The sequence below is a fragment of the Bradyrhizobium sp. WCU1 genome (genome assembly GCF_053474805.1).
In genome coordinates, this window is sequence record NZ_CM130280.1 from 847,104 (window position 1) to 872,999 (window position 25,896).

A 25,896-nucleotide genomic window follows, 5' to 3' on the forward strand; every position below is an offset into this window, starting at 1 on the left:
GATCAGACGATCAGAGCAGCCCCGCGCCGCGGGCCCATTTGTACTTGGCGCCCAGCACCTCGACCGGCAGTTCGGTCGAATAGGCGTAGGCCGGGATGCCGTTCTGGTACAGGTACTCGGCGGCCTCCTCGACCTCGACGTCGCCGGCGAGCGAGGCGACGATCGGCTTGACGAAGCCCTTGGCCTCCATCTCCTTCTTCACCTCGACCATGTTGCGGGCGAAGACCATCGGCGGCGTCACGATGGTGTGCCAATAGCCGAGGATCAGCGCGTGAATGCGCTCGTCCGACAGGCCGAGCTTCACGGTGTTGACGTAGGTGATCGGCGGCTCGCCGCCGGTGATGTCAACAGGATTGCCGGCCGCGCCGAACGGCGGGATGAACTTGCGGAACGCCGCATCGAGGTCCGGCGGCATCTGCATCAGCGACAGGCCGTTGTCGACGACGGAGTCAGACAGCAGCACGCCGGAGCCGCCGGCGCCGGTGATGATCAGGACGTTCTCGCCCTTCGGCGTCGGCAGCACCGGCACGCCGCGGGCGAACTCGAGCAGTTGCCGGAGCGAGCGGGCGCGGATCACGCCGGATTGCTTGAACACGTCCTCATAGATCTTGTCGTTGCCGGCGAGCGCGCCGGTGTGCGAAGACGCAGCCTTCGCACCCGCCGAGGTGCGGCCGGCCTTCAGCACGATCACCGGCTTCTTCTTGGAGACGCGCCTGGCGGCCTCCGCGAAGGCGCGGCCGTCCTTCAGGTCCTCGCAGTGCTGCGCGATCAAGTTGGTGTTAGGATCCTGCTCGAAGAAGGCGAGCAGATCGTCCTCGTCGATGTCGGACTTGTTGCCGAGGCCGACGATTGCCGAGACGCCCATCTTGGCCGAGCGCGAGAAGCCGATGATCGCCATGCCGATGCCGCCCGACTGCGACGACAGCGCCGCATGGCCCTTGACGTCATAAGCGGTGCAGAAGGTCGCGCAGAGATTGGCCGGCGTGTAGTAGAAGCCGTAGATGTTCGGCCCCATCAGGCGGATGTTGTACTTCTTGCCGACCTCGACGATCTCGGCCTGCAATTCCGGCGCACCGGCTTCGGCGAAGCCCGAGGGAATCAGCACGGCACCGGGGATTTTCTTCTCGCCGCATTCGGCGAGCGCGCCGGCGACGAATTTCGCGGGGATCGCGAAAACAGCCGTATCGATCACGCCGGGCACGTCCTTGACGCTCTTGTAGGCCTTGTAGCCCAAAATCTCTTCCGCCTTCGGATGGATCGGATAGATCTCACCCTTGTAGCCGCCGTTGATCAGGTTCTTCATCACCGAATTGCCGATCTTGCCGTCCTCGGCGGAGGCGCCGATGACAGCTACGCCCTTCGGCTGCATGATGCGGCTCATCGCGGCGACGATCTCCTCGGTCGGACGCGGCGCCGGGCGCGGCTTGTAGTCGAAGTCGACGACGATGCGGACGTCGGCGGCGATCGCGTTCTTGCTGGTGGCGAACACCGGATTGAGATCGAGTTCGACGATTTCCGGGAAATCGCTGACCAGCTGCGACACTTTGACGATGACGTCGGCGAGCGCCTCGCGATTGACCGGTTCGCCGCCGCGCACGCCCTTCAGCATCTCGTGCGCCTGGATGCCGTCGAGCATCGACAGCGCGTCGTCCTTGGTCGCGGGCGCGAGGCGGAAGGTGATGTCCTTGAGGATCTCGACCAGCACGCCGCCGAGGCCGAAGGCGACCAGCTTGCCGAACGAGCCGTCGGTGATCGAACCGACGATCACCTCGGTGCCGCCGCCCAGCATCTGCTGGACCTGGATGCCCTCGATCTTGGCATCGGCCTTGTACTTCCTGGCGTTGGCGAGAATGGTCTCGTAGCTCTTCTCGGCATCGGCCGCGCTTTTGACGCCGACCACCACGCCGCCGGCCTCGGTCTTATGCAGGATATCGGGCGAGACGATCTTCATCACGACCGGAAAACCCATGTCGGAGGCGATCCGGGCGGCCTCGGCCGCGGACTTGGCAACGCCCTCCTTCGGCACCGGAATGCCGTAGGCGTCGCAAACCACCTTGCCTTCGGGGGCGGTGAGGCTCGTGCGCTTGTCGGCCCTGACCGCATCGAGAATCTTGCGGACCGCATCCTTGGAATTTGACATCGGCTTTCTCCTGGGACAAATTTTGTGGCATTTGGTATGCCAAAAACGTAATTGTCAAGATCGGTCGACGATCAAAAAGTCCGAAAAATAAGGGCGGCTTGACATTCTGGTATTTGGCATGCCAAAAATCTAGGGTGATTTCTTCTGCTAAGAAGACGTCTCCAAGAGGAGGAGACGAGTCGTGCCAGAACCGAAACAGACCAAGGCGTCGCCCACCATGGCTGACACAGATATCGCCATCGTCCGGATCGCGCCCGAGACGAGCTTCAAGAACAAGGCCTATGAAGCCTTGAAGGAAGCGATCCTGAAGATGGACATCTACGCGACGCCGGAGCCCGTGATGCTCGACGAGCGCGCACTGTCCGAGCGTCTCGGCGTCAGCCGCACGCCGATCCGCGAAGCGATCGCGATGCTCGAGCAGGACGGTTTCGTGAAGACCGTGCCGCGCCGCGGCATCGTCGTGGTCCGCCGCACCAAGGCGGAGATCGTCGACATGATCCGCGCCTGGGCGGCGCTGGAGAGCATGGCGGCGCGCCTGATCACGACCACCGCGCGCAAGAAGGACATCTCGTCGCTGCGCGACTTCTTCAAGGACTTCAGCGACGACCGGCTGCCGCAGGATCACGTCGAGGAATATTCCAAGGCCAACATCGCCTTCCACCAGGCGCTGATCTCGCTGTCGGAATCGCCCGTGCTGGTCGACCTCACCAACGACCTCTTGCTGCATGTGCGCGGCTATCGCCAGCTCACCATCGGCCGCAAGGACCGCACCGCGACCTCGCTGCCCGAGCATCTCGGAATCATCGAGGCGCTGGAAGCGCGCGACACCGAGCTCGCCGAAAAGCGCGCGCGCGATCACACGCTCGGCCTTGCCGCCTATGTCGAGGCCCATGGCCAAGAGTTGTTCACGTAGAGAGCTGTTCACGTAAGTTTGAGAGTCCACACCCGCTTCAGACGACGATCAGATCGTCCGAACCAAAGAACGATCAGGGAGACGATGCCGATGCTGAATACCGCTACAAAGTCCGAGGCACCGGGCACCGAGCAAGAGCTGACCGATGGCTTTCACCTCGTCATCGATGCGCTCAAGCTCAACGGCATCGACACCGTCTATGGTGTGCCGGGTATCCCGATCACGGACCTGGGCCGCATGGCCCAGGCGGCGGGCATTCGCGTGCTGTCGTTCCGCCACGAGCAGAACGCCGGCTATGCGGCCTCGATCGCCGGCTTCCTGACCAAGCGTCCCGGCGTCTGCCTGACGGTGTCGGCGCCCGGCTTCCTCAACGGCCTCACCGCACTGGCGCACGCCACCACCAACTGCTTCCCGATGATCCTGATCTCGGGTTCGTCCGAGCGCGAGATCGTCGATTTGCAGCAGGGCGACTATGAGGAGATGGACCAGCTCGCGATCGCCAAGCCGCTGTGCAAGGCGGCGTTCCGCGTGCTGCACGCCCAGGACATCGGCATCGGCCTCGCGCGCGCGATCCGCGCCGCGGTGTCGGGCCGTCCGGGCGGCGTCTATCTCGACCTGCCGGCAAAACTGTTCGGCCAGGTCATGAACGCCGATGCCGGCCAGAAGTCGCTGGTCAAGGTGATCGACGCAGCGCCCGAGCAGATCCCCTCCCCGTCTTCGGTGAAGCGCGCGCTCGACGTCCTGAAGAGCGCGAAGCGTCCGCTGATCATCCTCGGCAAGGGCGCCGCCTATGCGCAGGCCGACGAGGCGATCAAGAATTTCGTCGAGAAGAGCGGCGTGCCGTTCCTGCCGATGAGCATGGCGAAGGGCCTGTTGCCCGATCTGCATCCGCAATGCGCGGGTGCGGCACGCTCCACCGTGCTGAAGGAAGCCGACGTCGTGATGCTGATCGGCGCCCGCCTCAACTGGCTGCTCTCGCACGGCAAGGGCAAGACCTGGGGCGAAGCTCCGAAGAAGTTCATCCAGATCGACATCGAGCCGAAGGAAATGGATTCCAACGTCGAGATCGTCGCCCCCGTGGTCGGCGATATCGGCTCCTGCGTCTCCGCGTTCCTCGATGCGATGGGCGCGAACTGGACTGCGGCACCCAACGACTGGCTCGCGACCGTCGCGAAGAAGCGCGACGACAACGTCGCCAAGATGGCGCCGAAGCTGATGAGCAACGCCTCGCCGATGGATTATCACGGTGCGCTCGGCGCGCTCCGCGCCATCATCGCGGAACGCCCCGACACCATCTTCGTCAACGAGGGCGCCAACACGCTCGACCTCGCCCGCGGCGTCGTCGACATGCACAAGCCGCGCAAGCGGCTCGACGTCGGCACCTGGGGCGTGATGGGCATCGGCATGGGCTATTCGATCGCTGCCGCGGTCGAGACCGGCCTGCCGGTGCTCGCGGTCGAAGGCGACAGCGCGTTCGGCTTCTCGGGCATGGAGGTCGAGACCATCTGCCGCTACAAGCTGCCGATCTGCGTCGTGATCTTCAACAATGACGGCATCTATCGCGGCACCGACGTCAACAGCGCCGGCGACGATCCGGCGACCACCGTGTTCGTCAAGGGCTCGCGCTACGACAAGATGATGGAGGCCTTCGGCGGCGTCGGCGTCAACGCCACCTCGCCCGACGAGCTGAAGCGTGCGGTCAATGCGGCGCTGGATAGCGGCAAGCCGACCCTGATCAACGCGGTGATCGATCCGGCGGCGGGCTCGGAGAGCGGCCGCATCGGCAACCTCAATCCGCAGAGCGTTTTGAAGAAGAAGTAACCCCTCAAACCCACTTCACTCCCTGCGGGTGCAGGGGCAGACCAGAGTACGGAGCAAAACATTATGACCAAGGCGCTCAAGGGCGTTCGCATTCTCGATTTCACCCACGTCCAGTCGGGCCCGACCTGCACGCAATTGCTGGCCTGGTTCGGCGCCGACGTGATCAAGGTCGAGCGCCCCGGCGTCGGCGACATCACGCGCGGCCAGCTGCAGGACATTCCGAACGTGGACAGCCTGTATTTCACCATGCTGAACCACAACAAGCGCTCGATCACGCTCGACACCAAGAACCCGAAGGGCAAGGAAGTCTTGACCGCGCTGATCAAGCAGTGCGACGTGCTGGTCGAGAATTTCGGGCCCGGCGTGCTCGATCGCATGGGCTTTCCCTGGGAGAAGATCCACGCCATCAACCCGAAGATGATCGTCGCCTCGATCAAGGGTTTCGGCCCCGGCCCGTATGAAGACTGCAAGGTCTACGAGAACGTCGCGCAGTGCACCGGCGGCGCCGCCTCGACCACCGGCTTCCGCGACGGCCTGCCGCTCGTCACCGGCGCGCAGATCGGCGACTCGGGCACCGGCCTCCACCTCGCGCTCGGCATCGTCACCGCGCTCTATCATCGCACCCATTCCGGCAAGGGCCAGCGCGTCACCGCGGCGATGCAGGACGGCGTGCTGAACCTGTCGCGCGTCAAGCTGCGCGACCAGCAGCGCCTCGCCCACGGCCCGCTCAAGGAATACAGCCAGTTCGGCGAAGGCATCCCGTTCGGCGATGCCGTGCCGCGCGCCGGGAACGATTCCGGCGGCGGCCAGCCCGGCCGCATCCTGAAGTGCAAGGGCTGGGAGACCGACCCGAACGCCTACATCTACTTCATCACCCAGGCCCCGGTCTGGGAGAAGATCTGCGACGTGATCGGCGAGCCCTCCTGGAAGACCGATCCGAACTACGCCAAGCCGCCGGCCCGCCTGCCGCGCCTCAACGAGATCTTCGCCCGCATCGAACAGTGGACGATGACGAAGACAAAATTCGAGGCGATGGAGATCCTCAACAAGGACGACATCCCCTGCGGCCCGATCCTGTCGATGAAGGAACTCGCCGAGGACCAGTCGCTGCGCGCGACCGGCACCGTGGTCGAAGTCGATCACCCGACCCGCGGGAAGTATCTCTCGGTCGGCAACCCGATCAAGCTGTCGGATTCGCCGAGCGAAGTCGCCCGCTCGCCGCTGCTCGGTGAGCACACCGACGAGATCCTGCGCGAGGTGCTCGGCTTCTCCGATCATCAGGTCGCGGAGATCCACGATTCCGGCGCGCTCGATCCGCCGAGGAAGCAGGCGGCGGAGTAAGGGCTGCGCGCAATCAAGACCACGAATGGCCGCGGGCAACCGCGGCCATTTTTGTTGCAGGGAGGAAACGCAGCGGCACGCTCTGCACGGATTGCCTTTCGACCGCTCAAGAGAACGAAACCACCGCTGTTGCACCACAAACGATACAAATGCCTCCCAATTCGCGGCAAGAACAGCACCAACATGCTGAGGAGCGCCGCCTAAGATAGCCGAGCAAACGAGGGGTGGGGCACCATGACTATTCGCGCGGGTCTGTTGGATGCGATTGGCGACACGCCCTTGATCAAGCTCCGCGGGCCATCGGAAGCCACCGGTTGCGACATCTACGGCAAGGCGGAATTCCTCAATCCTGGCGGCTCGATCAAGGATCGGGCAGCCCTCGCGATCATCAACGACGCCGAGCAGCGCGGCCTGCTCGAGCCGGGCGGCACCATCGTCGAAGGCACGGCCGGCAATGTCGGCATCGGCATTGCGCTCGTGGCCAATGCACGCGGCTATCGTTCCGTGATCGTGATGCCCGACACCCAAAGTCAGGAGAAGCAGGACCTGCTGCGGCTCTACGGCACCGATCTGCGCCTGATACCCGCCGTTCCCTATTCCGATCCGAGCCACTATGCGCGTTATTCCGCGCACCTCGCCGCGGAACTCGGCGCATTCTGGGCGAACCAATTCGACAACGTCGCCAACAGCGACGGCCACTATCGCACAACCGGCCGCGAGATCTGGCAGCAGACCGACGGAAGGATCGACGGCTTCACCTGCGCCGTCGGCAGCGGCGGCACCCTGGGCGGCGTGGCGCGCGCCCTCAAGGAACGCAATCCGAACGTCAAAATTGCGCTCAGCGATCCGATGGGCGCCGCCCTCTACAACTGGTTCACCAAGGGCAAACTGACGACGGAAGGCGACTCGATCACGGAGGGCATCGGTCAGGTCCGCGTGACGAAGAACCTCGAAGGCGCGCCGATCGACATCGCCTACCAAATCACGGATGAGGAGGCGCTCCCTGTCCTGTTCGACCTGATCGAACATGAGGGATTGGTGCTGGGCGGCTCGAGTGCGATCAACATCGTCGGAGCGATGCGGCTTGCGCGCGACCTCGGCCCCGGCAAGACCATTGTCACCATCCTCGCCGACGGCGGCCAACGCTACCAGTCCAAGCTCTTCAATCCGGATTTCCTGCGCAAGAAGAATCTGCCGCTGCCGCGCTGGATGAGTTGAGAGGCCGTCGGCGCGCGGGAATCGCGCCTCCAATCAACCGCCCTCACCGCTCTGGCTGTCCCCGCCCTCATCACCCGGCACATATTCCAAAATATCCCCCGGCCGGCAGTCCAGCTCGCGGCAGATTGCCGACAGTGTCGAGAAACGCATCGCCTTGGCCTTGCCGGTTTTCAGGATCGACAGGTTCTGGATCGAGATGCCGATCGCGTCGGCAAGGTCTCCGAGGCGGCGCTTGCGCTTTGCGAGCATGACGTCGAGGTTCACCACGATGGGCACCGGCATCACCTCAGATCGTCAGGTCGTTTTCGGACTGCAACAGGATGGCGTGCTCGATCACGAATTTCAGCGCCATCAGGAAGACGCCGCCGGCGACGGTGCTGACGTCGACGCCGTAGCTCGGCAGGAAGAACTTGATGTCGCCGAGCTGGTACAGGGCATAGCTCACCGCAATGGTCGTGATCGTATCCACAAACGGCCAGACCACCAGGAAGATCCCCATCCACCAGACACCTTGCAGCGTTTCGGACACGAAGATCCGCCCATTGGCGAATCGGTTGACCATGCGATGAAGGATGCCGATCAGCACCGCGTAAAACGATACCCCAAGCGCGAACAGCGACCAGAACAGCACCTGGCCCTTCGCCGACATGGCGAGCGGGTTGGCGACGATGGCGGCGCATTTCGCCTGCTCGCCGGTGAGGCTCTCGGCGATCGTGGCCGAGGCGGTGATGGTGCGCTGATAGGCCAGCCACAGCACCACCGGCAGCGCGGCCCAGATCACCCAGAACGCCCGATCGAGCCTTCGAAACCAAAGCTGGCGCTGCTCACGCACCGATATCCCCATCGCACCCACCCGAAAAAAATTTTGCCAAACAGGCCATTACGGCTGGGATGCATCATGCCTTGGTAATGTTGTTGACTCAACCTAAAACGTGATTTATTTCATGTTTATCATGAAATTTTTCATGAAGAAGGTGGATGATGATAGTAATTCCAGACCACGACGGCCCGCTTTGGGCCTTAAAGCAGCTGATCCATGCTCACCTTGCCCGCCGCCTGATCGTGGCCGCGTTCCACATCCCGCTGCTCGGCGGCACCGCCGACGCCGCCAAAGCCATCGACAGGGCCAACGATCCGGCAGGCGTCTGGCTGACCCAGTCCGGCGACGCCAGGATCAAGGTCCATCGCTGCGGCGCCGCGCTGTGCGGCCGCGTCGTCTGGCTGAAGGAGCCGACCGACAAGGCCACCGGCAAGCCGCAGCTCGACGACAAGAATGCCGATCCCGCGCAGCGGACCCGGCCGGTGATGGGCATCTCGCTGTTCATCAACATGCAGCCGGCAGGCCCGAACAAATGGGCGGGCCGGATCTACAACGCCGACGACGGCAAGACCTATGAGAGCTCGGTGACGCTGGTGTCGTCGGGCACGCTGAACGTCCGCGGCTGCATGGGATCGCTGTGCGCGGGCGAAGACTGGACGCGGTGAAGGGATCTGGCCCCGACCCTTCCACCGGCCAAGAAGAAACGCAAACCCAGTCACTCAAGGCCGCCCATTTGGGCGGCCTTTCTTTCTGACGGCAGTCCCCGGGTTGGGGGCCTCCGATCAATCTGGGATGCCAATCGGCCCATTTTGCTGCAATGCACAGTACCGCATGCTGCTATGCAAACAAGCTCGTTGCATGTGGCATCTGGTATACATAATTTGGCTGCAGACGATAAGGCGGCTTGTTGCCGGCCTCCAGCCAAAGGGGACGTCAATGTCCAAGACCACTGCCATCAAGACCACTGCCATCGCGCTCGCGCCCTCTTCCTCCTTGTTCGGCCGTCTGCTTGCCACGATCGACCGCCTGCTGATGAAGAGCGCGGAGATCTCCAACCGCAACGGCGACCTGCCGCGCTTCGGCCTCTGACACACGGGGATTCCCGTCGCACTCAAGCGCGCGCGCGTTTCGCTGCAAGATGCGACCTGACATTGAACCTTCGACCAATGGCCCCGATTTCCGGGGCCATTTTTTTGCGCGCCGAACTAGTGTTCGCGCAGCTGCTGAGTCTTCTGCGGCATATGCGCACGCTGCCCCTGCGCCAGCTTGAACCTTGGCATATCGAATACCAAGATGATCGCGCCGCGCCACAAGCAGAATGACAAAGCGCGCACTGGGAGGATGAATGTCGGACATGGTTCAGGCAACGGCGGCCCCCGCGGCCGCGCGCGTCAGCGACGCCTATCGCTGGACGCAACTCGCGATCGGCGTCGCCGCGATGGTGATGATCGCAAACTATCAATACGGGTGGACGTTCTTCGTCCCCGACATCCAGAAGACGTTTGGATGGGATCGTGCATCGATCCAGTGGGCCTTCACACTCTTTGTGCTGTTCGAGACCTGGCTGGTGCCGGTCGAGGGCTGGTTCGTCGATAAATACGGTCCGCGCCTCGTCGTGCTGATCGGCGGCATTCTCTGCGCGATCGGTTGGGCGATCAACGCGCAGGCGACCTCGCTGAACGGCTACTATCTCGGCATGATCATCGCCGGCATCGGCGCCGGCGGCGTCTACGGCACCTGCGTCGGCAATGCGCTGAAATGGTTTCCCGACAAGCGCGGGCTGGCGGCAGGCATCACCGCGGCCGGCTTCGGCGCGGGCTCCGCGCTCACGGTGGCGCCGATCCAGGCGATGATCAAGGACTCCGGCTTCCAGACCACTTTCCTCTATTTCGGTCTCGGCCAGGGCATCATCATCGTGCTGCTCGCCTTCTTCCTGCTCGCGCCGAAGGCCGGGCAAGTGCCGCAGGTGGTGCAGAACGCCAAGCTGATCCAGACTAGGCGCAACTATCAGCCGACCGAAGTGCTGCGGCAGCCGATCTTCTGGCTGATGTACTTCATGTTCGTGATCGTCGGCGCCGGCGGCTTGATGGTGACGGCGAACCTGAAGCCGATCGCGGTCGACTGGAAGGTCGACAGCGTTCCGGTGACGCTGATCGGCATGACCATGACGGCGGTGACCTTCGCCGCGACCATCGACCGCGTGCTCAACGGCCTGACCCGTCCGTTCTTCGGCTGGATCTCCGACATGATCGGCCGCGAAAACACGATGTTCATCGCGTTCGGCATGGAAGGCTTTGGCATCTGGATGCTCTATCTCTGGGGTCACGATCCCATCTGGTTCGTGCTGCTCTCGGGCTTCGTGTTCTTTGCCTGGGGCGAGATCTACTCGCTGTTCCCCTCGACCTGCACCGACACGTTCGGCGCCAAGTTCGCCACCACCAATGCGGGCCTGCTCTACACCGCGAAAGGCACCGCGGCGCTCTTGGTGCCGATCGCCAACTACATGCAGCAGACGTCGGGCCATTGGGACAATGTGTTCGTCATCGCCGCGGGCGCCAACATCCTCGCCTCGCTGCTAGCAATCGCGGTGCTCAAACCGTGGCGGAAAATCGTGGTCGAGAAATCGGCGGCGATGGCTTAGTGCAACGCGCGACGCTGCTGCTGACGAAAGCGCCCGGCTGAACGCCGGGCGTCGTCATTTTCGGCGTCCGGCAGGAGTTCGAATGGGAGCGAACCGGCGCGTCGTATGCCAGTTTTGCTGCGACGCAGCAGAACGACAGGCTTGCTTTCTGGAATATAGTATACCAACATCCGCCGAGCTTGCGACGATACGCCACAACAATTGCGACACTGGGTCACAAGAACACCAGCGCGCTCGGGAGGATTTGATGGTTTCCAGCAATGCCGCCGCAACACAAGCACAAGCTTCATCGAGTGGTTTCCGCTGGCTGCAGCTCATGATGGGCATCGTGTGCATGGCGATGATCGCCAACCTGCAATACGGCTGGACGCTGTTCGTCGACCCGATCAACGGCGCGCATCACTGGGGCCGCGCCGCCATCCAGTTCGCCTTCACGATCTTCGTGGTGACGGAGACCTGGCTGGTGCCGGTCGAGGCCTGGTTCGTCGACAAATACGGTCCGCGGCTCGTCATCATGTTCGGCGGCATCATGATCGCGCTCGCCTGGGTGCTGAACTCCTATGCGGACTCGCTCACTTTGCTCTACACCGCCGCCGTGATCGGCGGCATCGGCGCGGGCGCGGTGTACGGCACCTGCGTCGGCAACGCGCTGAAGTGGTTTCCCGATCGGCGCGGCCTTGCCGCCGGCGCAACCGCGGCCGGCTTCGGCGCCGGCGCCGCGCTGACCGTGGTGCCGATCGCCAACATGATCGCCGCGAGCGGCTATCAGGCCGCCTTCTTCGATTTCGGCATCGGACAGGGCTTGATCGTCTTCGTCCTCGCCTTCTTCATCCAGCCGCCCACCGTCGCGATCCCGCCGAAGAAGAAGCAGCTCAACCTGCCGCAGACCAAGGTCGATTTCACGCCGCCGCAGGTGCTGCGCAGCCCGATCTTCTGGGTCATGTATCTGGTGTTCGTGATGGTCGCCTCCGGCGGCTTGATGGCGGCGGCGCAGATCGCACCGATCGCGCACGACTACAAGATCGCCACAACGCCGGTCTCGCTCGCCGGCTTCCAGATGGCGGCGCTGACGTTTGCGATTTCACTCGACCGCATCTTCGACGGTTTCGGACGGCCGTTCTTCGGCTGGGTCTCCGACAATATCGGCCGTGAGCACACCATGTTCATCGCGTTCGGCACCGGCGCGCTGATGCTGCTGACGCTGTCGACCTGGGGCCACAACCCGCTGGTGTTCGTGCTGGCGACCGCGGTCTATTTCGGCGTGTTCGGCGAGATCTACTCGCTGTTCCCGGCGACCTGCGGCGACACCTTCGGCGCGAAATTCGCGACCACCAACAACGGCATGCTCTACACCGCGAAGGGCACCGCGGCGCTCTTGGTGCCGGCCGCCAGCATCGTTGCGGCCAACTATGGCTGGCAGGCGGTGTTCGTGATCGCGGTTGCGCTCAACGCCACCGCGGCGCTGATGGCGCTGCTCGTGATCAAGCCGATGCGCCGTACGTTCATCAACGGCAATGAGGCCGCCGCAGCAACCGAGACTGCGCCGGGCGCCAAAACGGCGTGACGGAGACGGCGTGATCGTGACGGTCTGACCGAGACCGCCCGGTTTGTGATGTCCCGTCGAACTGATCGAGGCGCACTTCGGTGCGCCTCTTTCTTTTGGCGCATACAGAGATACCAGATACCATGGAGCCTAGAACTGCCGATCGGCTGAGGAGCTCACGACCGCTCACAATTGTTCGAAACGTCAGCAAACCTGCCTATTTAAGCTGTTCCCTGGTGATAGATTCCGCCAACACCTCGGTTGACAATTGGTATTTTGTATACCAGAATTCTGTCCTCGATGACCCAAAGGAGGTTGCCATGCAAGTCGGAGATATCCTGCGCAAGAAGACCCCTCGCGTAGCGACGGTTCGCATGAACGAAACCGTGGCGATCGCCGCGCAGCTGATGCGCGCCAGCAATATCAGCGCGCTTGTGGTCAAGGATGTCGTTCGCACTGAAGGCAACACCGCGGTCGGCATGTTCACCGAGCGCGACGTGGTGCGCGCGATCGCCGAGCACGGCGCGGCCGGTGCCGGCATGAAGGTCTCGCAACTGGTCTCGGTACAGCAGCTCGTCTCATGCACATCGAGCGACACGCTCGAGCACATCCGTCATCTGATGACCAAGCACCACATTCGCCACGTGCCTGTGATCGACAATTACAGCCTGATCGGCGTCGTCAGCATGCGCGACATCGCGGCCGCGTTCGACGAGGAGACCGCCGCGTCGAAGAAGGACGCCGTGCCGGCGTAACAATTACTCCAGCGTCATTGGCCAGGCGCTGCGTGTGATCACCGGCGCCTGAGTAGCCAACGAAAATTGTGCCCGCCCTCGCCTGACCCCAGCACCCCGTCATTTCCGCATGGGCGCGTCGCAGGTCACCGGTAGACATTTGCCGGACAGGACTGCATCCTTCCCTCGACATCCAAAAACAACACCGTGCGCGGCCGTCCGCGTCGCGGAATATTCCGATGGAAACGAGGGCAGAATGATCAAGACACGCTTCACCGAGATGTTCGGCGTCGACCACCCGATCGTGCAGGGCGGCATGCAATGGGTCGGCCGCGCCGAGCTGGTTGCCGCCGTTGCCAATGCCGGCGCGCTCGGCATGATCACCGCGCTGACGCAGCCGACGCCGGACGATCTGCGCAAGGAGATCGCGCGTTGCCGCGAGCTGACCGACAAGCCGTTCGGCGTCAACCTCACCATCCTGCCCGCGATCAAGCCGCCGCCTTACGCCGAGTATCGCCAGGCCATCATCGAAAGCGGCATCAAGATCGTCGAGACCGCCGGCAACAAGCCGCAGGAGCATGTCGACGAGTTCAAGAAGCACGGCGTCAAGGTGCTGCATAAATGCACCAGCGTGCGCCACGCGCTGTCCGCCGAGCGGATGGGCGCCGACGCGATCTCGATCGACGGCTTCGAATGCGCCGGCCATCCCGGCGAGGACGACACCCCCGGCCTGATCCTGATTCCGGCCGCCGCCGACAAGGTGAAGATCCCGATGATCGCCTCCGGCGGCTTCGGCGATGCCCGCGGCCTGGTCGCCGCGCTCGCGCTCGGCGCCGAAGGCATCAACATGGGCACGCGCTTCATGTGCACCAAGGAAAGCCCGATCCATCAGCTGGTGAAGGAACGCATCGTCGCCAATGACGAGCGTGAGACCGAGCTGATCTTCCGCACCATGCGCAACACCTCGCGCGTCGCCAAGAACGCGATCTCGACCAAGGTGGTGCAAATGGAGAAGGAGGGCGCCAAGTTCGAGGACGTCCGCGAGCTGGTCGCCGGCGCCCGCGGCAAGATGGTCTACGCGACCGGCGATGCCGACGAGGGCATCTGGTCAGCCGGCCAAGTGCAGGGCCTGATCCACGACATCCCGTCCTGCGCCGAGCTCATCTCGCGCATCGTGCACGAGGCGGAAGCGATCATTCGCGAACGGCTGGAGGCAATGATGTCCGGGGCCAAGCGCCAGGCTGCCGAATAGCGGACACCGGTTCGTGTAAAGACAACGCGTCAAAATAAAAGCTAGAGCTTCGGTTCTGATTCAATCGGAACCAAAACCGCTCCAGCGGGGGTTTGCATGCGTCTGTTTCAGGCGGCCGTTGCGGCCGCGTTTTGCCTCTCGGCCGCGTGCGCCCACGCGGCCGGTCTGCGGCTCATCAAGGTGAAGACGGACGGAGCCGAACCGCTACAGATTGCGGTGTGGTCGCCCTGCGCCGCTCCGGCGGGCGAGGTCAAGCTGGCGACCACGACGCTACCTGGAACAGCGAACTGCCCCGTCGTGGGCGAAAAGCTGCCGCTGGTCCTGACCTCGCATGGTTTCGGCGGCGGCTTCACCGATCAGCATGACACCGCCGAGACGCTCGCCGATGCGGGCTTCGTCGTGGTCGCCGTCAATCATCCCGTCGACACCGGCGCAGGCGACATGAGCCGGGCCAATACGCTTGCCGCGCTCGTCGAGCGTTCCGCCGACATCAAGCGGGCGGTCGACTACATGCTCGACGCATGGCCGGATCGCACCAAGCTCGATCCCGGCAAGATCGGCTTCTTCGGCTTTTCCCGCGGCGGTTACACCGGGCTCATCGTCGCCGGTGCCAATCCGGACATCAGCAAGGCGACGGCCTTCTGCGACGTGCCCTACCCCAAGCCGAGCTGCGAGGAATTGCGACGCAACGCGCTGCCGACGCAGGCGATCGTGCACGACCCGCGCGTCAAGGCGATGGTGATCGCCGATCCGGCATTCGGTCCGCTGTTCGATCGGGACGCCTTGAAGGACGTGACGATCCCGATCCAGCTCTGGGCCTCCGAGCTCAGCGGCGAGGACAAGATCACCGAGATCAATCCCGGCTATGTCGCGGCGATCAACCAGGCACTGCCGATCAAGACGGATGATCACGTGGTCCGCAACGCCGGGCATTTCGTGTTCCTGGCGCCGTGCTCGGCAACTCTGGCGGCCAAGCTGCCTAAGATCTGCACGGACCGGCCGGGCTTCGACCGCGTTGCGTTCCATAGCGAATTGAACGCTGCCATGCTCGCTTTCTTCCGCAAGCAGCTGGACGTTCACCAGCCCTGACATCAATCAACAAGTGCGCGACGTGCCTTGCGACACGCCTCGGCCAACAGCTGGAGAGAACCTCATGAAAGCTTATGTCTACGGAGCCAACGGCCCCGAGATCACCGACGTCGCAAGACCCGTCCCTAAGGGCACGCAGGTGCTGGTCAAGGTCCACGCCTGCGGGCTGAACCGCGCCGATCTCGGCATGACCAAGGGCCACGCCCATGGCGCGGCCGGCGGCGTCGGCACCGTGCTCGGCATGGAATGGGCCGGCGAGGTTGCCGAACTCGGGCCCAATGTTAAGGGCGTCAAGGTCGGCGACAAGATCATGGGCTCCGGCGGCGCGGCATTCGCCGAGTACACGCTCGCCGATCACGGCAGACTGTTTCGTTCACCGTCGAACATGAACTTCGAAGAGGCCGCGACCCTGCCCGTCGCGCTCGCCACCATGCACAACGCCGTCGTGACCAACGGCGCATTGCAGCCTGGCCAGACTGTGCTGATCCAGGGCGCGAGCTCCGGCGTCGGCCTGATGGCGATGCAGATCGCAAAGCTGAAGGGCGCCAGGCTCGTCGTGGGCTCCTCGACCGATGCGATGCGCCGCGGCCGCTTGACGGAATTCGGTGCCGATCTCGCGGTGGATTCCAAAGATCCCGCCTGGGTCGATCAGGTATTGCAGGCGACCGGTGGCGAAGGCGTCGATCTGATCGTCGATCAGGTCTCCGGATCAGTCGCCAACCAGAACCTGAAGGCGACCAAGGTCAAGGGCCGCATCGTCAATGTCGGCCGGCTTGGCGGCACCCATGGCGACTTCAATTTCGACCTGCACGCGGCGCGCCGCATCCAGTATATCGGCGTCACCTTCCGCACCCGCTCGATCGAGGAGATCAGAGAGATCTTCGAGGAGGTGCGCAAGGACATCTGGCCCGCGGTCGAGGCGCGCAAGCTGCAGCTGCCGATCGACCAGGTCTACAAATTCGCCGACATCGGCAAGGCCTTCGAGCACATGGAAGCCAACAAGCACCTCGGCAAGATCGTGGTGACGCTGTAGCGTGGCGTGGAGGGCGGATCAGTCGACGAAGCGCAGTCCGGCGGCGGCTGCAGCCGCCGCTCAGCTCGGCTCGTTCGCGTGCGACGTTCAACCGACCGGTCCGGGAGTCCAATAATCCCCCGCGAGCGGGCTAACTCTTACGTCGCTAATGACCCCGCGTTCCAGACTCGGATCGAAATAGCGCATCGTCCGCTCATTGAGGTCGATGATGCGGCCAGGCCTAAGCGGCCCCACATCATTTATCTTGACGATGACCTTCTTGCCGACAGCCTCGACCAGGGCATATTTCGGCCTCGCGCCGAATTGGACCCCACCAAACTTCCGACGCAGGCTCGTCTTGATGGCAGCCGCCCAGACCGAGCGATCATAGCGCTCGCCGGAGGCTGTGCTCGGACCGCCCTCTTCCTTGCCGGGCTCGAACGGATTGTACATGGATGCTGCGCCGACGATCGCATCTCCACAAGCGGCATCGACGACGACGCTTGAATGAACCGCACCGATTTCACTTCCAGCAGCGCGGCCAAAAATAGCGAGCGCAACTACGGCGCCGCAAATTGCGGCGCTCGAGCCGAACAGCATCATAACTCCTTGACTGATTTTTCTGGATCGTTGGTTCCCGATTCCGCAACACGTGGCCGGGTAAGCGTGGAGGCGTTAACTCGGGGCCAGCTCTTTGCGGCTTCGTGCCAGTTCCGGCGACGGAACCATTGTGGGAACCGCGGCGGTCCCACACAGTGTTTTTGGTTCTCGCCCGGTTAAGACAGAGATTGCGTCAGCAACATGACTGAACGGATCTCCTTCGACAGCGCGTGAAAAGCATATCGGCGTCACTTTCCGCACCAGCTCGATCGAGTCCGTTGAGCGGGTTAGCCTGCTGGCGTTAACGATGCTTAACGACTTCCAGCCGAGGCAAACCCGCTTCGCAGTTTGTTAGAATTTGCTGGGTAACTCGTCCAGGCACAGGGACTTGGGGAAAGATATGGCAAAGCGGGCAAAACGTGCGAAGACGGAGACGCTCGCACTACCGGTGGCCGGACGAGTCGCAATTGGCGTCATGGCCGCCGCCGCATTGGGCTACGCCTTGCTGTCTCGCCCGACGAGCGTTCAACCGACAAAAAGATCGACCGCGCATCAAGCCCTGGCGCTGTCGGCTCCAGCTCCAGCTCGCACACCAACTCCCGTTCACATACCAGTGCCGGTTCCTGTCGCGGCTCCCATCTCGACCCCGGCGCCTCGGGTCGAAACACCAAAATCCGCTGTCGCACCCGCAAGACTTGATCGGCAGGTGGTCGACTATGTCAGTCACCAGACGCCAGGCACCGTCGTCATCGATACCGAGAACACATTCCTCTATCTCGTTCTGAACGACGGGCAAGCATTGCGCTACGGCATCGGTGTCGGCCGCGAAGGCTTCACGTGGTCCGGCGAACAGACCGTGGCCCGCAAGACAGCATGGCCGGATTGGCGTCCGCCTGCGGAGATGATTTCGCGCCAGCCTTATCTGCCGCGGTTCATGGCAGGCGGTCCCGGAAATCCGCTTGGCGCCCGGGCGATGTATCTGGGCGAGACCGAATTTAGAATTCACGGCACCAACAAGCCCGATACGATCGGGAAGCGGGTCTCGTCCGGCTGCATCCGGCTGACCAATGACGACGTCATGGACCTTTACGAGCGGGTGAAGGTCGGAGCGAAAGTGATCGTGCTGCCGGCAACCGCCGCCCGTCGACCATCCCAGGGAGCGCCGCCCGACGCCGCCTTCCAAACACCGGACCAGGCATCGCCGTCACAACGTTCATGATGTCCCTCCCGGTCGCATCACCCGATCGAGGGGCGCTTCACGATCATCACGGGTGCTCCGGTGCGATCCGATGATCGCCGCGTCGACCGCTACCAGTCGTCGTAGAGCCACTCCCTTGGCGGCATGCGAGGCGGCGCCCTTGCGTAGGGCGGCTCATATGTCCGCTGGGGCTTGCGCGGGGCGGGAGCCGGCTGCGCCGGAGGCGCTGACGTCTTCTGCTCGGAAACCTTCGCCAGCGCCCGCTTCAATTCCTCTTGGCTTGCCCTGAGCTCCTCGATGGCCTTTGAGCTCTCGCGGGCCGTTTGTTGCTGCTCCGCCTTGAGCTGGTCGATGTTTCGCTGCACGTTCGCGAGATCGCGCGCGATGGTCTTCAGCAGTTCGGTTTGCTCCGGAGGCGCCGCAGGAGTTTGCGGCGCGGCGTCCTGCGTCGCCTTCGGTGCAGCCTCCGGCGTCGCGGTCGTAGGCGCCGGCGCCGGTTGCGGTGGAGCGGCCTCCGCCGCGGCAACTTGAAGGGCAGATGCAGCGCGCGGCGCGGGAAGCGGCGGATCATCCGGACGCGATGATGGCGCTGAAGCGAGCTGCGGCACCCAGCGGGCGACAACCAGCTTGGCTCTCGCACCATAGGACGACTGCGAGGCGAGGACTGCGACAACGACACACGCCACCATCGACAAGGCGGCAAGGGCCCGGAAAGCCGGCCTTCCCGACGATGATTGCGGGCTGGGTCTGGACGAAGCAACTCCGGACGGAGCAGGTCCGGACGAAGCAGCAGGGCCGACCGAAGGCGGGACAGGTTCGGCCGACGGCGGCGATGGTGCCCGCGGCGGGGGCGCAGCGTCGCGCTCCATCTTGGCGAGCCGCTCACTCAAGCGCGTGAGCTCTTCGTCAGCGCGAGCGATCTCCCTTTGGGCTTCAGCGAGCCGTTCGTCGGCGCTCGCGGCCGGGCCCTCACCCGGCTCAGCCGCATTCGGAGTGGGTGTGGAGTTCATTGGCCTGTCCCTCTTCCGTCCAATGTCATCCGAGACTGCCGCTCGGTACCCGTCAGGGCCCCAGCCTCCCGCTTATTCTTGTCCAAGCAATGGCAAGATAGCGTGCTTGACGTCCTGTGATAAGCGGGATCGCCCTCTTGCGGTGATGAGGATTGTTGCCAATTCGACACGACGGGCAACTCAGAAAAATCCGTCAATCCCTCGCCCCCGCGAACGCGGGCGATGACACCGGAGACAGGTGCGTAATGATGGCGCGCAGTATCGCGCAATGTCGTCCTGGCGAGAGCCAGGACGACGGCGTGATTGGCGCAAACACGTACGGCCGATGAGCTTGCGCAGTGCACGTCTTGAGATTCGGAATAGTTCGCAACAACTCCACGACTAAGAGACGCTCTTGCAAGTGAGTTGCGATTGCGCGTGACGAACGACGACTGACACTTGATGTTCACCGTCCGCCTGCTACACCGCCGCCCATGACCTCTTCGAACACCAGCACATCATCGACCAAGACATCCGTCGCCGCGATCTCGATCCTTGCCAGCGGCAGCATGGCGGTCGCGAAATTCGTCGTCGGCATCGCCATCGGATCGCTGGCGCTGATCTCGGAGGCGCTGCACTCCTCGATCGACCTGGTCGCCACCATCATCACCTGGGCGGTGGTGCGGGTATCGGACCAGCCGGCCGATGCCGAGCATCATTACGGCCACGGCAAGTTCGAGAGCGTCTCGGCGCTCGGCGTCATCGCCATGCTCTACGTGCTAGCCGGCGGCATCCTGGTGCAGGCCTACAGCCATTTGCGCGAAGGCGCGCCGCCGCCGTCGATCTCCGCAATTCCGTTCATCGTTCTCCTCCTCGATATCGGCGTCAATCTGTGGCGTGCCCGCGCGTTGCATCGTGCCGCGCGCGACACCAAGAGCCAGGCGCTTGCCGCCGACGCGCTGCATTTTGCTTCCGACGTGATGGGCTCGACCGCCGTCATCGTCGGCTTGGTGCTGGCCGGCCTCGGCTTCTGGTGGGGCGACGCCGCGGCGGCGATCGCGGTCGCCGTGATGATCGCCCTGCTCGGCCTGCGCATGGCGCGGGAGACGGTCGAGACCCTGCTCGACCGCGCGCCGGAAGGCGCGCAGGACAAGGCCACCGCCGCCATCAAGGCCGTGCCCGGCGTGGTCGACGTCGACCGCCTGCGGGTCCGCATGGTCGGCGCGACGCACTTCATCGATGCCATCGCCAAAGTGCCGCGCACCTACCCGATCGACCGCGTCGAGGACATCAAGCGCCGGGCGCAGGAGGCGGTGAACAAGGCGCTCGGCGACGCCGACCTCACCTTCACCGCGGTGCCGGTGGCGCGCGACAACGAGAGCGTGCGCGAGCGCATCATGGTGATCGCACGCAATTCCGGCCTCGCCATCCACCACGTCACCGTCCATGACATCGACGGCAAGCTGATCGTCGGCATCGACCTTGAGCTCGACAGCGACATGGCACTGGACGCCGCGCACGATATCGCCCATGAGCTCGAGCGCGCGATCCGCGAGGATTTCGGCGAGGACGTCGAGGTCGACACCCATATCGAGCCGCTCCAGCCGGAACTGCCGTGGGGAACCGACGCCGCGGCCGATCGCGTCGAAGCAATCAAGACCGCGCTGGCCGGATTTGCCGATGGCGGCGCGATCCACGACATTCACAACGTGCGGGTCCGCAACACCGACGCCGGCGAGGTCGTCAATTTCCATTGCCGAGCCGCGCCTACGATGAGTGTGATCAAGGTGCACGAAAGCGTCGACGAGATCGAACGCAAACTGCGCCGCGCGTTCCCGACCGTGAAGCGCGTGATCAGTCACGCTGAACCGGCGCGCGCGTAATTCTACGGAGCCGTTCCCCTTTCGGACTCACTTTGCGCCTGCTGATTCTGTTTTGAGCAAGAATTATTTCGCATTAACGAATCGTTGACTCTCGACAGTCCCGGAAATCTGGATTCAAATGATCATGATTCGGATGCATCGTGGGGAGCATCCGATCCGGGTAAAAATCAGCTTAGAGCGGGGGTCTAGGGCATGGCGCGCGCGCATGCAGCGAACGCGTGCGTCCAATCCGATTCGATCAAGGGATTGGCGCAATCGATCGCGAAACCGGCCTATCACAGGCTCTTGACGGCCGAGCCTGCACTGCGCCGCGCTGTCCCGACGCTCATCATCGCCTTCCTCATCACGATCTGCCTCGGCGCCTTCGTCCAGGTGATCGACCAGAACCGGCAGAAGCGCGGCGCGATGAAGCGCGACCTTGCAGCGCTCTCCGACATCCTCGCCGAGCGTCTCGACCGCCTGACCTCGGTGCGCCGCGAGCGGCTCACAAATATCGAGAAGATGCAGGAGCTGTTGCCGGACCTGATCCCGTCCTGGGGCACCGCTTATGGCCGCCACGTCATCATCACCGGCGCCGATCACCGCGTGCTGGCGCGCGTGCCGATCGACGGCGCCGGCGAGAACGATCGCATCCTCGACATCGTCTCCACCGCGCAGCTTCTGATCGCTCCGGGTCAGCAGGGTGCGGTCAGCGACATGACCCTGCCCAACGGCACCGGCGCGCTGGCGATCTCGCAGCTCGTCAAGTCGCTGCCCGGCCAGGTCGTGGTCATCCAGGAGATGAACGAGCCGATCTGGGGCTCGGACGCCGCGCTCTCGGTGACGCTGTCGGCGACCACGAGCTTCGTGGTGCTGATCCTCGGCTTCGCCTTCCACTGGCAATCGACCCGCGCCCGCGAGGGCGACCTGATCAACGATGCCGTGCGCGGCCGGATCGACACCGCGCTCAACCGCGGCCGCTGCGGCTTGTGGGACTGGGACCTGTCGCGCGGCCGGATCTTCTGGTCGCAGTCGATGTTCACCCTGCTCGGCCTCGACAGCCGCAACGACCTCCTCACCTTCGGCGAGGTCAATGCGCTGGTGAATTCCGACGACATCAATTTGTTCGACTTCGCCGACCAGCTGATCTCGGGCAAGATCGATCACATCGACCAGAGTTTTCGCATGCGCCATGTCGGCGGCCACTGGATCTGGCTGCGGGTGCGCTGCGAGCTCAGCCAGGCCGCCGCTGACGGCGGCCTGCACCTGATCGGCATCGCGGTCGACATCACCGAGCAGAAGAGTCTCGCCGAGAAGTCGGTGGAAGCCGACCTCCGGCTGCGCGACGCCATCGAGACCATTCCGGAAGCCTTCGTGCTCTGGGATGCCGATGATCGGCTCGTGCTCTGCAACTCGCACTTCCAGCGGCTGCACAAGCTGCCGGACAGCGCCGTCAGCCCCGGCACCTCCTACGAGACCGTGATCGAGGTCGGCAGCATGCCCGAAGTGCGCACCCGCCTGCACGAAAGCGGCGTGCCGGCGCCGGGCGCCCGGACCTTCGAGGCCCAGCTCGACGACGGCAGCTGGCTGCACATCAGCGAGCGCCGCACCAAAGACGGCGGCTACGTCTCGGTCGGCACCGACATCACCCGCATCAAGGCGCACGAGCAGAAGCTGGTCGACAACGATCTGCGGTTGCGCGCCACCGTGATCGACCTGCAGCGCTCGCAATCCGAGCTGGAGCGGCAGGCCGTCGAGCTCGCCGACCTCGCCGAGAAGTATTCGCAGGAAAAGACCCGCGCCGAGGACGCCAACGCCGCGAAGTCGAAGTTCCTCGCCAATATGAGCCATGAACTGCGCACGCCGCTCAACGCCATCATCGGCTTCTCCGAGATCATGGGCTCCGGCCTGTTCGGCACGCTCGGCTCGGACAAGTATGCGGAGTACTGCCACGACATCCTGACCTCGGGAAAATACCTGCTCGAGGTCATCAACGACATCCTAGACATGTCGAAGATCGAAGCCGGCCGCATGAAGTTCGACATGGAGCCGCTCGACCTCTCCGGCATCCTCGCCGAGTCCTTGCGGGTGGTGTCCGGCCGCGCCGAGCACAAGGGGCTGTCGCTGGAATCGGATATCGAAAACACGATCTCGGTCGTCGCCGACCGCCGCTCGGTCAAGCAGATCATCGTCAACCTGCTCTCCAATGCCGTGAAGTTCACGCCCGACAACGGCCGCGTGCTGGTGCGCGGCCAGATGCTCGAAGACTCGATCGTGCTGCTGATCGCCGACAGCGGCATCGGCATCGCGCCGGACTCGCTGCGGCGGCTCGGCAAGCCGTTCGAGCAGGTCGAGAGCCAGCTCACCAAGAGCTACCAGGGCTCGGGCCTCGGACTTGCGATCGCCCGCTCGCTCACCAATTTGCACGGCGGCTCGATGAAGCTGCGCTCCAAGCTCGGCGTCGGCACCGTGGTCCGCGTCTCGCTCCCCCGCGATCCGCGGACGCTGCAGATGAAGCTGCCGGAAGCGGCGTAACAACGGCTATCGCCAACGCATGGCGGCAGTGCCCTCATTGCCCGTTGCCGGTGCTGGAGAATGCTGCTAACCGTTGCCTCCTCGCGCGACTGGCGACCTTGGATGGAGCACCATCGGGAAGCGCGAAACGACCTGCCGTTCGCCTGGGCAATCGGGATATCCCGATCAAACGCTTCTTGCAGGAGCCGCCCAAGCTGACGTCGATCACGATCACCGGACTCAGGACATATGGTTATCACGGCCTGTTCGAGGAAGAACGGTCGCTCGGCCAGCGATTCACGTTCGATGTCTCGGCGATGCTGCGTGATGTCCGAACCCACCGCAGCGACGATCTGAATTGCTCCGTCAGGTACGACGCCGTTGTCGAGGCCACCGTCGAGATTGCATCATCGGCCAGGTTCCAGACACTCGAAACCCTCGGTGAAGCGATTGCCGAAAGCCTGCTTCAGCGCTTCGCAATGATCGACAGCGTCACGGTCGCGGTCGCGAAGTCCAGCCCGCCAATCGCCCACTCCGTCGATCGGGTCGGAGTCCAGGTCGGCCTCCGGCGCGCCGACCTGATAGCGGAGCTGAACAACACATCGCGCGTCAACGTTTAAGAGGCGGCGTCAATGGAAGATGATTTAGCGCTCGTACCGGACTGCATCATCCGGCCGTTCCGGCCCGGCGACGCGACTGAGGTCCGACGGCTCATTGAAGCCGTCTGGCAGGAACATTTCGGCGATCATCCGGATCCCTTCGCGCGCGAATTCATCCATACACGGCTTGGGGATGTCGACCACGCGGAAACTGCATACGGCGATCGCGCACTGTTTCTGTGCGCGACCGTCGCGGACGAGATTGTCGGCACCGGTGCAATTAGGCGCGTCGACGACCGGGAATGCGAGCTGACCCGCATGTTTCTCACGCCGGCTCACCGCGGGCGCGGCATCGGCCAGGCGATCGCGCAAGGATTGATCCGCTTCGCGCGGACCGCCGGATACCAAAGCATTCGCCTGTCCAGCAACAAGATGCTGGCGGTCTCACATCGTCTCTATGAACGGCTGGGGTTCCGGGCCACCTCGCCATGGGAGCCGGACGGCGAAACGCATTCACTTTACTACCGCCTCGAGATATGAGGTCGATGTACCGACGGCCGCGAGACGCTACGCGCTCTCCAGCTTCGGCGCGACCTCGCGCGCGACCTGCACCAGGGCTGCGATCAGCGGCGTCATCGGATCGCGCTGCGGGATCACGAGGCCGATGCTGTAGTCCACCACCGGATCGACGATCGGGATGCTGCGCACGGCGTCCGCGAGGCCCAGCGTCTCGGCGAGCTTGGCCGGCATCACGCTGGCCCAACGTCCGGTCTTCACATGGGTGTAGAGCACGAGCAGCGAGTTCGACGTCAGCGTCGGCGTCGCTTCCGCGCCGACCGAGGTCAGCGCGCGGTCGATGATGCGGCGATTCTGCATGTCGGGCGTGAGCAGGCAGAGCGGCACGGTGCCGACCTCCTTCCACGTCACCTGCTTGCGGTCGCCGAACATCGCGTCCGGCGCCGTCAGCAGCCGATAGCTCTCATTGTAGAGCGGGATGGTGCGGACCTTGCCGATCGGCTCGTTCTCGATATAGGTCAGCCCGGCGTCGACCTCGAGATTTTCGAGCAGGCCGAGCACATCGGCGGAGGTGCAGGACTGGATGCGGAAACGCACATCCGGATGGCGCGCGCGGAACGGCGTCGTCAGCGAGGCCACCATGCCGAGCGCGGTCGGGATCGCCGCGATCCGGATCTCGCCGGACAGCTTGTCCTTGAGGCTGTTGATCTCCTGCTTCATCGCCCGCGCGTCGCCGACGATGCGCCGCGCCCAGTCCAGCGTCCGCTCACCCTCCGGCGTGAAGCCCTGGAAGCGCGAGCCGCGCTGCACCAGCATGACGCCGAGGATCTCCTCGAGCTGCTTGAGGCTGGTCGACATGGTCGGCTGGGTGACGCCGCAGGCCTCCGCAGCGCGGCCGAAATGCCGTTCCTTGGCCAGCGCCAGCAGCAGTTCCAGCTTGTCGATCAAGGCTCAAACCCCCTCGGAAAACGGCGCCCTAAAACGGCAGCCCGACGCGTCCATAGGTAGCACGATCCGGGTGCGATTCCGAAATCCAAAGCGGCGCGGAAGTGCGTGATTCCAGACCATTATTGCGATCCTAAATCGTCCCATCG

At 63.8% G+C, this 25,896-nt stretch carries 24 protein-coding genes and 1 riboswitch; of the genes, 18 read left to right on the forward strand and 6 right to left on the reverse strand.

Going from position 1 to position 25,896, the window contains the following annotated elements:
- Positions 1–10: 10 nt before the first annotated feature.
- A complete protein-coding gene (locus tag ACTUWL_RS03905; protein WP_021082067.1) occupies positions 11–2,140 on the reverse strand; it encodes an acetate--CoA ligase family protein in 2,130 nt (709 codons plus the stop codon).
- 217 nt (positions 2,141–2,357) lie between these two features.
- Between ACTUWL_RS03905 and ACTUWL_RS03910 the strand changes: the two genes are divergently transcribed.
- The 4 genes from ACTUWL_RS03910 to ACTUWL_RS03925 all read left to right on the forward strand — a co-directional run bounded on the left by ACTUWL_RS03910 (position 2,358) and on the right by ACTUWL_RS03925 (position 7,433).
- Complete coding sequence (locus ACTUWL_RS03910) at positions 2,358–3,053, forward strand: GntR family transcriptional regulator (RefSeq protein ID WP_051346457.1); 696 nt, start codon at positions 2,358–2,360, stop codon at positions 3,051–3,053.
- 90 nt (positions 3,054–3,143) lie between these two features.
- Entirely contained in the window at positions 3,144–4,874 is a 1,731-nt protein-coding gene (gene oxc / locus ACTUWL_RS03915) for an oxalyl-CoA decarboxylase (RefSeq protein ID WP_021082065.1), read from the forward strand.
- Positions 4,875–4,937: 63 nt separating this feature from the next.
- On the forward strand, positions 4,938–6,215 hold the full coding sequence (gene frc, locus ACTUWL_RS03920; RefSeq protein ID WP_021082064.1) for a formyl-CoA transferase: 1,278 nt from the start codon (positions 4,938–4,940) through the stop codon (positions 6,213–6,215).
- A 234-nt stretch (positions 6,216–6,449) separates the two neighbouring features.
- On the forward strand, positions 6,450–7,433 hold the full coding sequence (locus ACTUWL_RS03925; protein ID WP_021082063.1) for a cysteine synthase A: 984 nt from the start codon (positions 6,450–6,452) through the stop codon (positions 7,431–7,433).
- A 33-nt stretch (positions 7,434–7,466) separates the two neighbouring features.
- Here ACTUWL_RS03925 and ACTUWL_RS03930 read toward each other — a convergent pair whose 3' ends face one another.
- Entirely contained in the window at positions 7,467–7,709 is a 243-nt protein-coding gene (locus ACTUWL_RS03930) for a helix-turn-helix domain-containing protein (protein ID WP_021082062.1), read from the reverse strand.
- 10 nt (positions 7,710–7,719) lie between these two features.
- Positions 7,720–8,277 (reverse strand): DUF2975 domain-containing protein, encoded by a 558-nt coding sequence (locus ACTUWL_RS03935; RefSeq protein WP_021082061.1) that lies wholly within the window; start codon positions 8,275–8,277, stop codon positions 7,720–7,722.
- 134 nt (positions 8,278–8,411) lie between these two features.
- Between ACTUWL_RS03935 and ACTUWL_RS03940 the strand changes: the two genes are divergently transcribed.
- The 9 genes from ACTUWL_RS03940 (at position 8,412) to ACTUWL_RS03980 (ending at position 16,545) form a co-directional block, all read left to right on the forward strand.
- Positions 8,412–8,918 carry a DUF2147 domain-containing protein gene (locus ACTUWL_RS03940; RefSeq protein ID WP_106940115.1) on the forward strand — a complete coding sequence of 169 codons (507 nt, stop codon included), beginning with the start codon at positions 8,412–8,414 and terminating at the stop codon, positions 8,916–8,918.
- Between the two features lie 271 nt (positions 8,919–9,189).
- Complete coding sequence (locus ACTUWL_RS03945; RefSeq protein ID WP_021082059.1) at positions 9,190–9,342, forward strand: hypothetical protein; 153 nt, start codon at positions 9,190–9,192, stop codon at positions 9,340–9,342.
- 77 nt (positions 9,343–9,419) lie between these two features.
- The gene (locus ACTUWL_RS03950) at positions 9,420–9,575 is read left to right on the forward strand and encodes a hypothetical protein (protein ID WP_158267753.1); all 156 of its coding nucleotides are present in this window, start codon (positions 9,420–9,422) and stop codon (positions 9,573–9,575) included.
- Between the two features lie 23 nt (positions 9,576–9,598).
- Positions 9,599–10,894 (forward strand): oxalate/formate MFS antiporter, encoded by a 1,296-nt coding sequence (gene oxlT, locus ACTUWL_RS03955; RefSeq protein ID WP_021082058.1) that lies wholly within the window; start codon positions 9,599–9,601, stop codon positions 10,892–10,894.
- A gap of 247 nt (positions 10,895–11,141) precedes the next feature.
- Positions 11,142–12,458 (forward strand): oxalate/formate MFS antiporter, encoded by a 1,317-nt coding sequence (gene oxlT, locus ACTUWL_RS03960; protein WP_021082057.1) that lies wholly within the window; start codon positions 11,142–11,144, stop codon positions 12,456–12,458.
- Positions 12,459–12,757: 299 nt separating this feature from the next.
- Positions 12,758–13,192 (forward strand): CBS domain-containing protein, encoded by a 435-nt coding sequence (locus tag ACTUWL_RS03965; RefSeq protein ID WP_021082056.1) that lies wholly within the window; start codon positions 12,758–12,760, stop codon positions 13,190–13,192.
- Positions 13,193–13,427: 235 nt separating this feature from the next.
- Positions 13,428–14,423 carry an NAD(P)H-dependent flavin oxidoreductase gene (locus ACTUWL_RS03970; protein WP_021082055.1) on the forward strand — a complete coding sequence of 332 codons (996 nt, stop codon included), beginning with the start codon at positions 13,428–13,430 and terminating at the stop codon, positions 14,421–14,423.
- Between the two features lie 96 nt (positions 14,424–14,519).
- Entirely contained in the window at positions 14,520–15,512 is a 993-nt protein-coding gene (locus ACTUWL_RS03975) for an alpha/beta hydrolase family protein (protein ID WP_021082054.1), read from the forward strand.
- A 64-nt stretch (positions 15,513–15,576) separates the two neighbouring features.
- On the forward strand, positions 15,577–16,545 hold the full coding sequence (locus tag ACTUWL_RS03980) for a zinc-binding dehydrogenase (protein WP_021082053.1): 969 nt from the start codon (positions 15,577–15,579) through the stop codon (positions 16,543–16,545).
- Positions 16,546–16,632: 87 nt separating this feature from the next.
- Here the strand turns inward: ACTUWL_RS03980 and ACTUWL_RS03985 are convergent, their stop codons facing one another.
- Positions 16,633–17,127, reverse strand: coding sequence for a septal ring lytic transglycosylase RlpA family protein (locus ACTUWL_RS03985; RefSeq protein ID WP_199196588.1), 495 nt, complete (start codon positions 17,125–17,127; stop codon positions 16,633–16,635).
- A 397-nt stretch (positions 17,128–17,524) separates the two neighbouring features.
- Between ACTUWL_RS03985 and ACTUWL_RS03990 the strand changes: the two genes are divergently transcribed.
- The gene (locus tag ACTUWL_RS03990; RefSeq protein ID WP_106940132.1) at positions 17,525–18,343 is read left to right on the forward strand and encodes a L,D-transpeptidase; all 819 of its coding nucleotides are present in this window, start codon (positions 17,525–17,527) and stop codon (positions 18,341–18,343) included.
- Between the two features lie 89 nt (positions 18,344–18,432).
- On the opposite strand, the gene ACTUWL_RS03995 is transcribed toward ACTUWL_RS03990, so the two are convergent.
- Entirely contained in the window at positions 18,433–19,011 is a 579-nt protein-coding gene (locus tag ACTUWL_RS03995) for a hypothetical protein (protein WP_146160337.1), read from the reverse strand.
- A gap of 794 nt (positions 19,012–19,805) precedes the next feature.
- Between ACTUWL_RS03995 and ACTUWL_RS04000 the strand changes: the two genes are divergently transcribed.
- The 4 genes from ACTUWL_RS04000 (at position 19,806) to ACTUWL_RS04015 (ending at position 24,826) form a co-directional block, all read left to right on the forward strand.
- Positions 19,806–21,194 carry a cation-efflux pump gene (locus ACTUWL_RS04000; RefSeq protein ID WP_021082049.1) on the forward strand — a complete coding sequence of 463 codons (1,389 nt, stop codon included), beginning with the start codon at positions 19,806–19,808 and terminating at the stop codon, positions 21,192–21,194.
- A 192-nt stretch (positions 21,195–21,386) separates the two neighbouring features.
- Positions 21,387–23,708, forward strand: a complete 2,322-nt coding sequence (locus ACTUWL_RS04005; protein ID WP_021082048.1) for a sensor histidine kinase — start codon at positions 21,387–21,389, stop codon at positions 23,706–23,708.
- Between the two features lie 75 nt (positions 23,709–23,783).
- Positions 23,784–23,864: riboswitch (ZMP/ZTP riboswitch) on the forward strand.
- Positions 23,865–23,884: 20 nt separating this feature from the next.
- On the forward strand, positions 23,885–24,307 hold the full coding sequence (folB, locus tag ACTUWL_RS04010; RefSeq protein WP_021082047.1) for a dihydroneopterin aldolase: 423 nt from the start codon (positions 23,885–23,887) through the stop codon (positions 24,305–24,307).
- Positions 24,308–24,319: 12 nt separating this feature from the next.
- Positions 24,320–24,826: a GNAT family N-acetyltransferase gene (locus ACTUWL_RS04015; protein ID WP_021082046.1), complete on the forward strand. Its 507-nt coding sequence runs from the start codon at positions 24,320–24,322 to the stop codon at positions 24,824–24,826.
- A 27-nt stretch (positions 24,827–24,853) separates the two neighbouring features.
- Here the strand turns inward: ACTUWL_RS04015 and ACTUWL_RS04020 are convergent, their stop codons facing one another.
- Positions 24,854–25,750 carry a LysR family transcriptional regulator gene (locus ACTUWL_RS04020; protein WP_021082045.1) on the reverse strand — a complete coding sequence of 299 codons (897 nt, stop codon included), beginning with the start codon at positions 25,748–25,750 and terminating at the stop codon, positions 24,854–24,856.
- Between the last annotated feature and the right edge of the window lie 146 nt (positions 25,751–25,896).

Coding starts and splice junctions, on each gene's coding strand:
- ACTUWL_RS03945 (WP_021082059.1), top strand. CDS start 9,190: ATGTCCAAGACCACTGCCATCAAGACCACTGCCATCGCGCTCGCGCCC.
- ACTUWL_RS03990 (WP_106940132.1), top strand. CDS start 17,525: ATGGCAAAGCGGGCAAAACGTGCGAAGACGGAGACGCTCGCACTACCG.
- ACTUWL_RS03965 (WP_021082056.1), top strand. CDS start 12,758: ATGCAAGTCGGAGATATCCTGCGCAAGAAGACCCCTCGCGTAGCGACG.
- ACTUWL_RS03910 (WP_051346457.1), top strand. CDS start 2,358: ATGGCTGACACAGATATCGCCATCGTCCGGATCGCGCCCGAGACGAGC.
- ACTUWL_RS03975 (WP_021082054.1), top strand. CDS start 14,520: ATGCGTCTGTTTCAGGCGGCCGTTGCGGCCGCGTTTTGCCTCTCGGCC.
- ACTUWL_RS03925 (WP_021082063.1), top strand. CDS start 6,450: ATGACTATTCGCGCGGGTCTGTTGGATGCGATTGGCGACACGCCCTTG.
- ACTUWL_RS03940 (WP_106940115.1), top strand. CDS start 8,412: ATGATGATAGTAATTCCAGACCACGACGGCCCGCTTTGGGCCTTAAAG.
- ACTUWL_RS03970 (WP_021082055.1), top strand. CDS start 13,428: ATGATCAAGACACGCTTCACCGAGATGTTCGGCGTCGACCACCCGATC.
- oxlT (WP_021082057.1), top strand. CDS start 11,142: ATGGTTTCCAGCAATGCCGCCGCAACACAAGCACAAGCTTCATCGAGT.
- ACTUWL_RS03935 (WP_021082061.1), bottom strand. CDS start 8,277: ATGGGGATATCGGTGCGTGAGCAGCGCCAGCTTTGGTTTCGAAGGCTC.
- ACTUWL_RS03950 (WP_158267753.1), top strand. CDS start 9,420: ATGGCCCCGATTTCCGGGGCCATTTTTTTGCGCGCCGAACTAGTGTTC.
- ACTUWL_RS04000 (WP_021082049.1), top strand. CDS start 19,806: ATGACCTCTTCGAACACCAGCACATCATCGACCAAGACATCCGTCGCC.
- ACTUWL_RS03980 (WP_021082053.1), top strand. CDS start 15,577: ATGAAAGCTTATGTCTACGGAGCCAACGGCCCCGAGATCACCGACGTC.
- oxc (WP_021082065.1), top strand. CDS start 3,144: ATGCTGAATACCGCTACAAAGTCCGAGGCACCGGGCACCGAGCAAGAG.
- ACTUWL_RS03995 (WP_146160337.1), bottom strand. CDS start 19,011: ATGGTGGCGTGTGTCGTTGTCGCAGTCCTCGCCTCGCAGTCGTCCTAT.
- oxlT (WP_021082058.1), top strand. CDS start 9,599: ATGTCGGACATGGTTCAGGCAACGGCGGCCCCCGCGGCCGCGCGCGTC.
- ACTUWL_RS04015 (WP_021082046.1), top strand. CDS start 24,320: ATGGAAGATGATTTAGCGCTCGTACCGGACTGCATCATCCGGCCGTTC.
- ACTUWL_RS04005 (WP_021082048.1), top strand. CDS start 21,387: ATGGCGCGCGCGCATGCAGCGAACGCGTGCGTCCAATCCGATTCGATC.
- ACTUWL_RS03985 (WP_199196588.1), bottom strand. CDS start 17,127: ATGATGCTGTTCGGCTCGAGCGCCGCAATTTGCGGCGCCGTAGTTGCG.
- ACTUWL_RS03905 (WP_021082067.1), bottom strand. CDS start 2,140: ATGTCAAATTCCAAGGATGCGGTCCGCAAGATTCTCGATGCGGTCAGG.
- frc (WP_021082064.1), top strand. CDS start 4,938: ATGACCAAGGCGCTCAAGGGCGTTCGCATTCTCGATTTCACCCACGTC.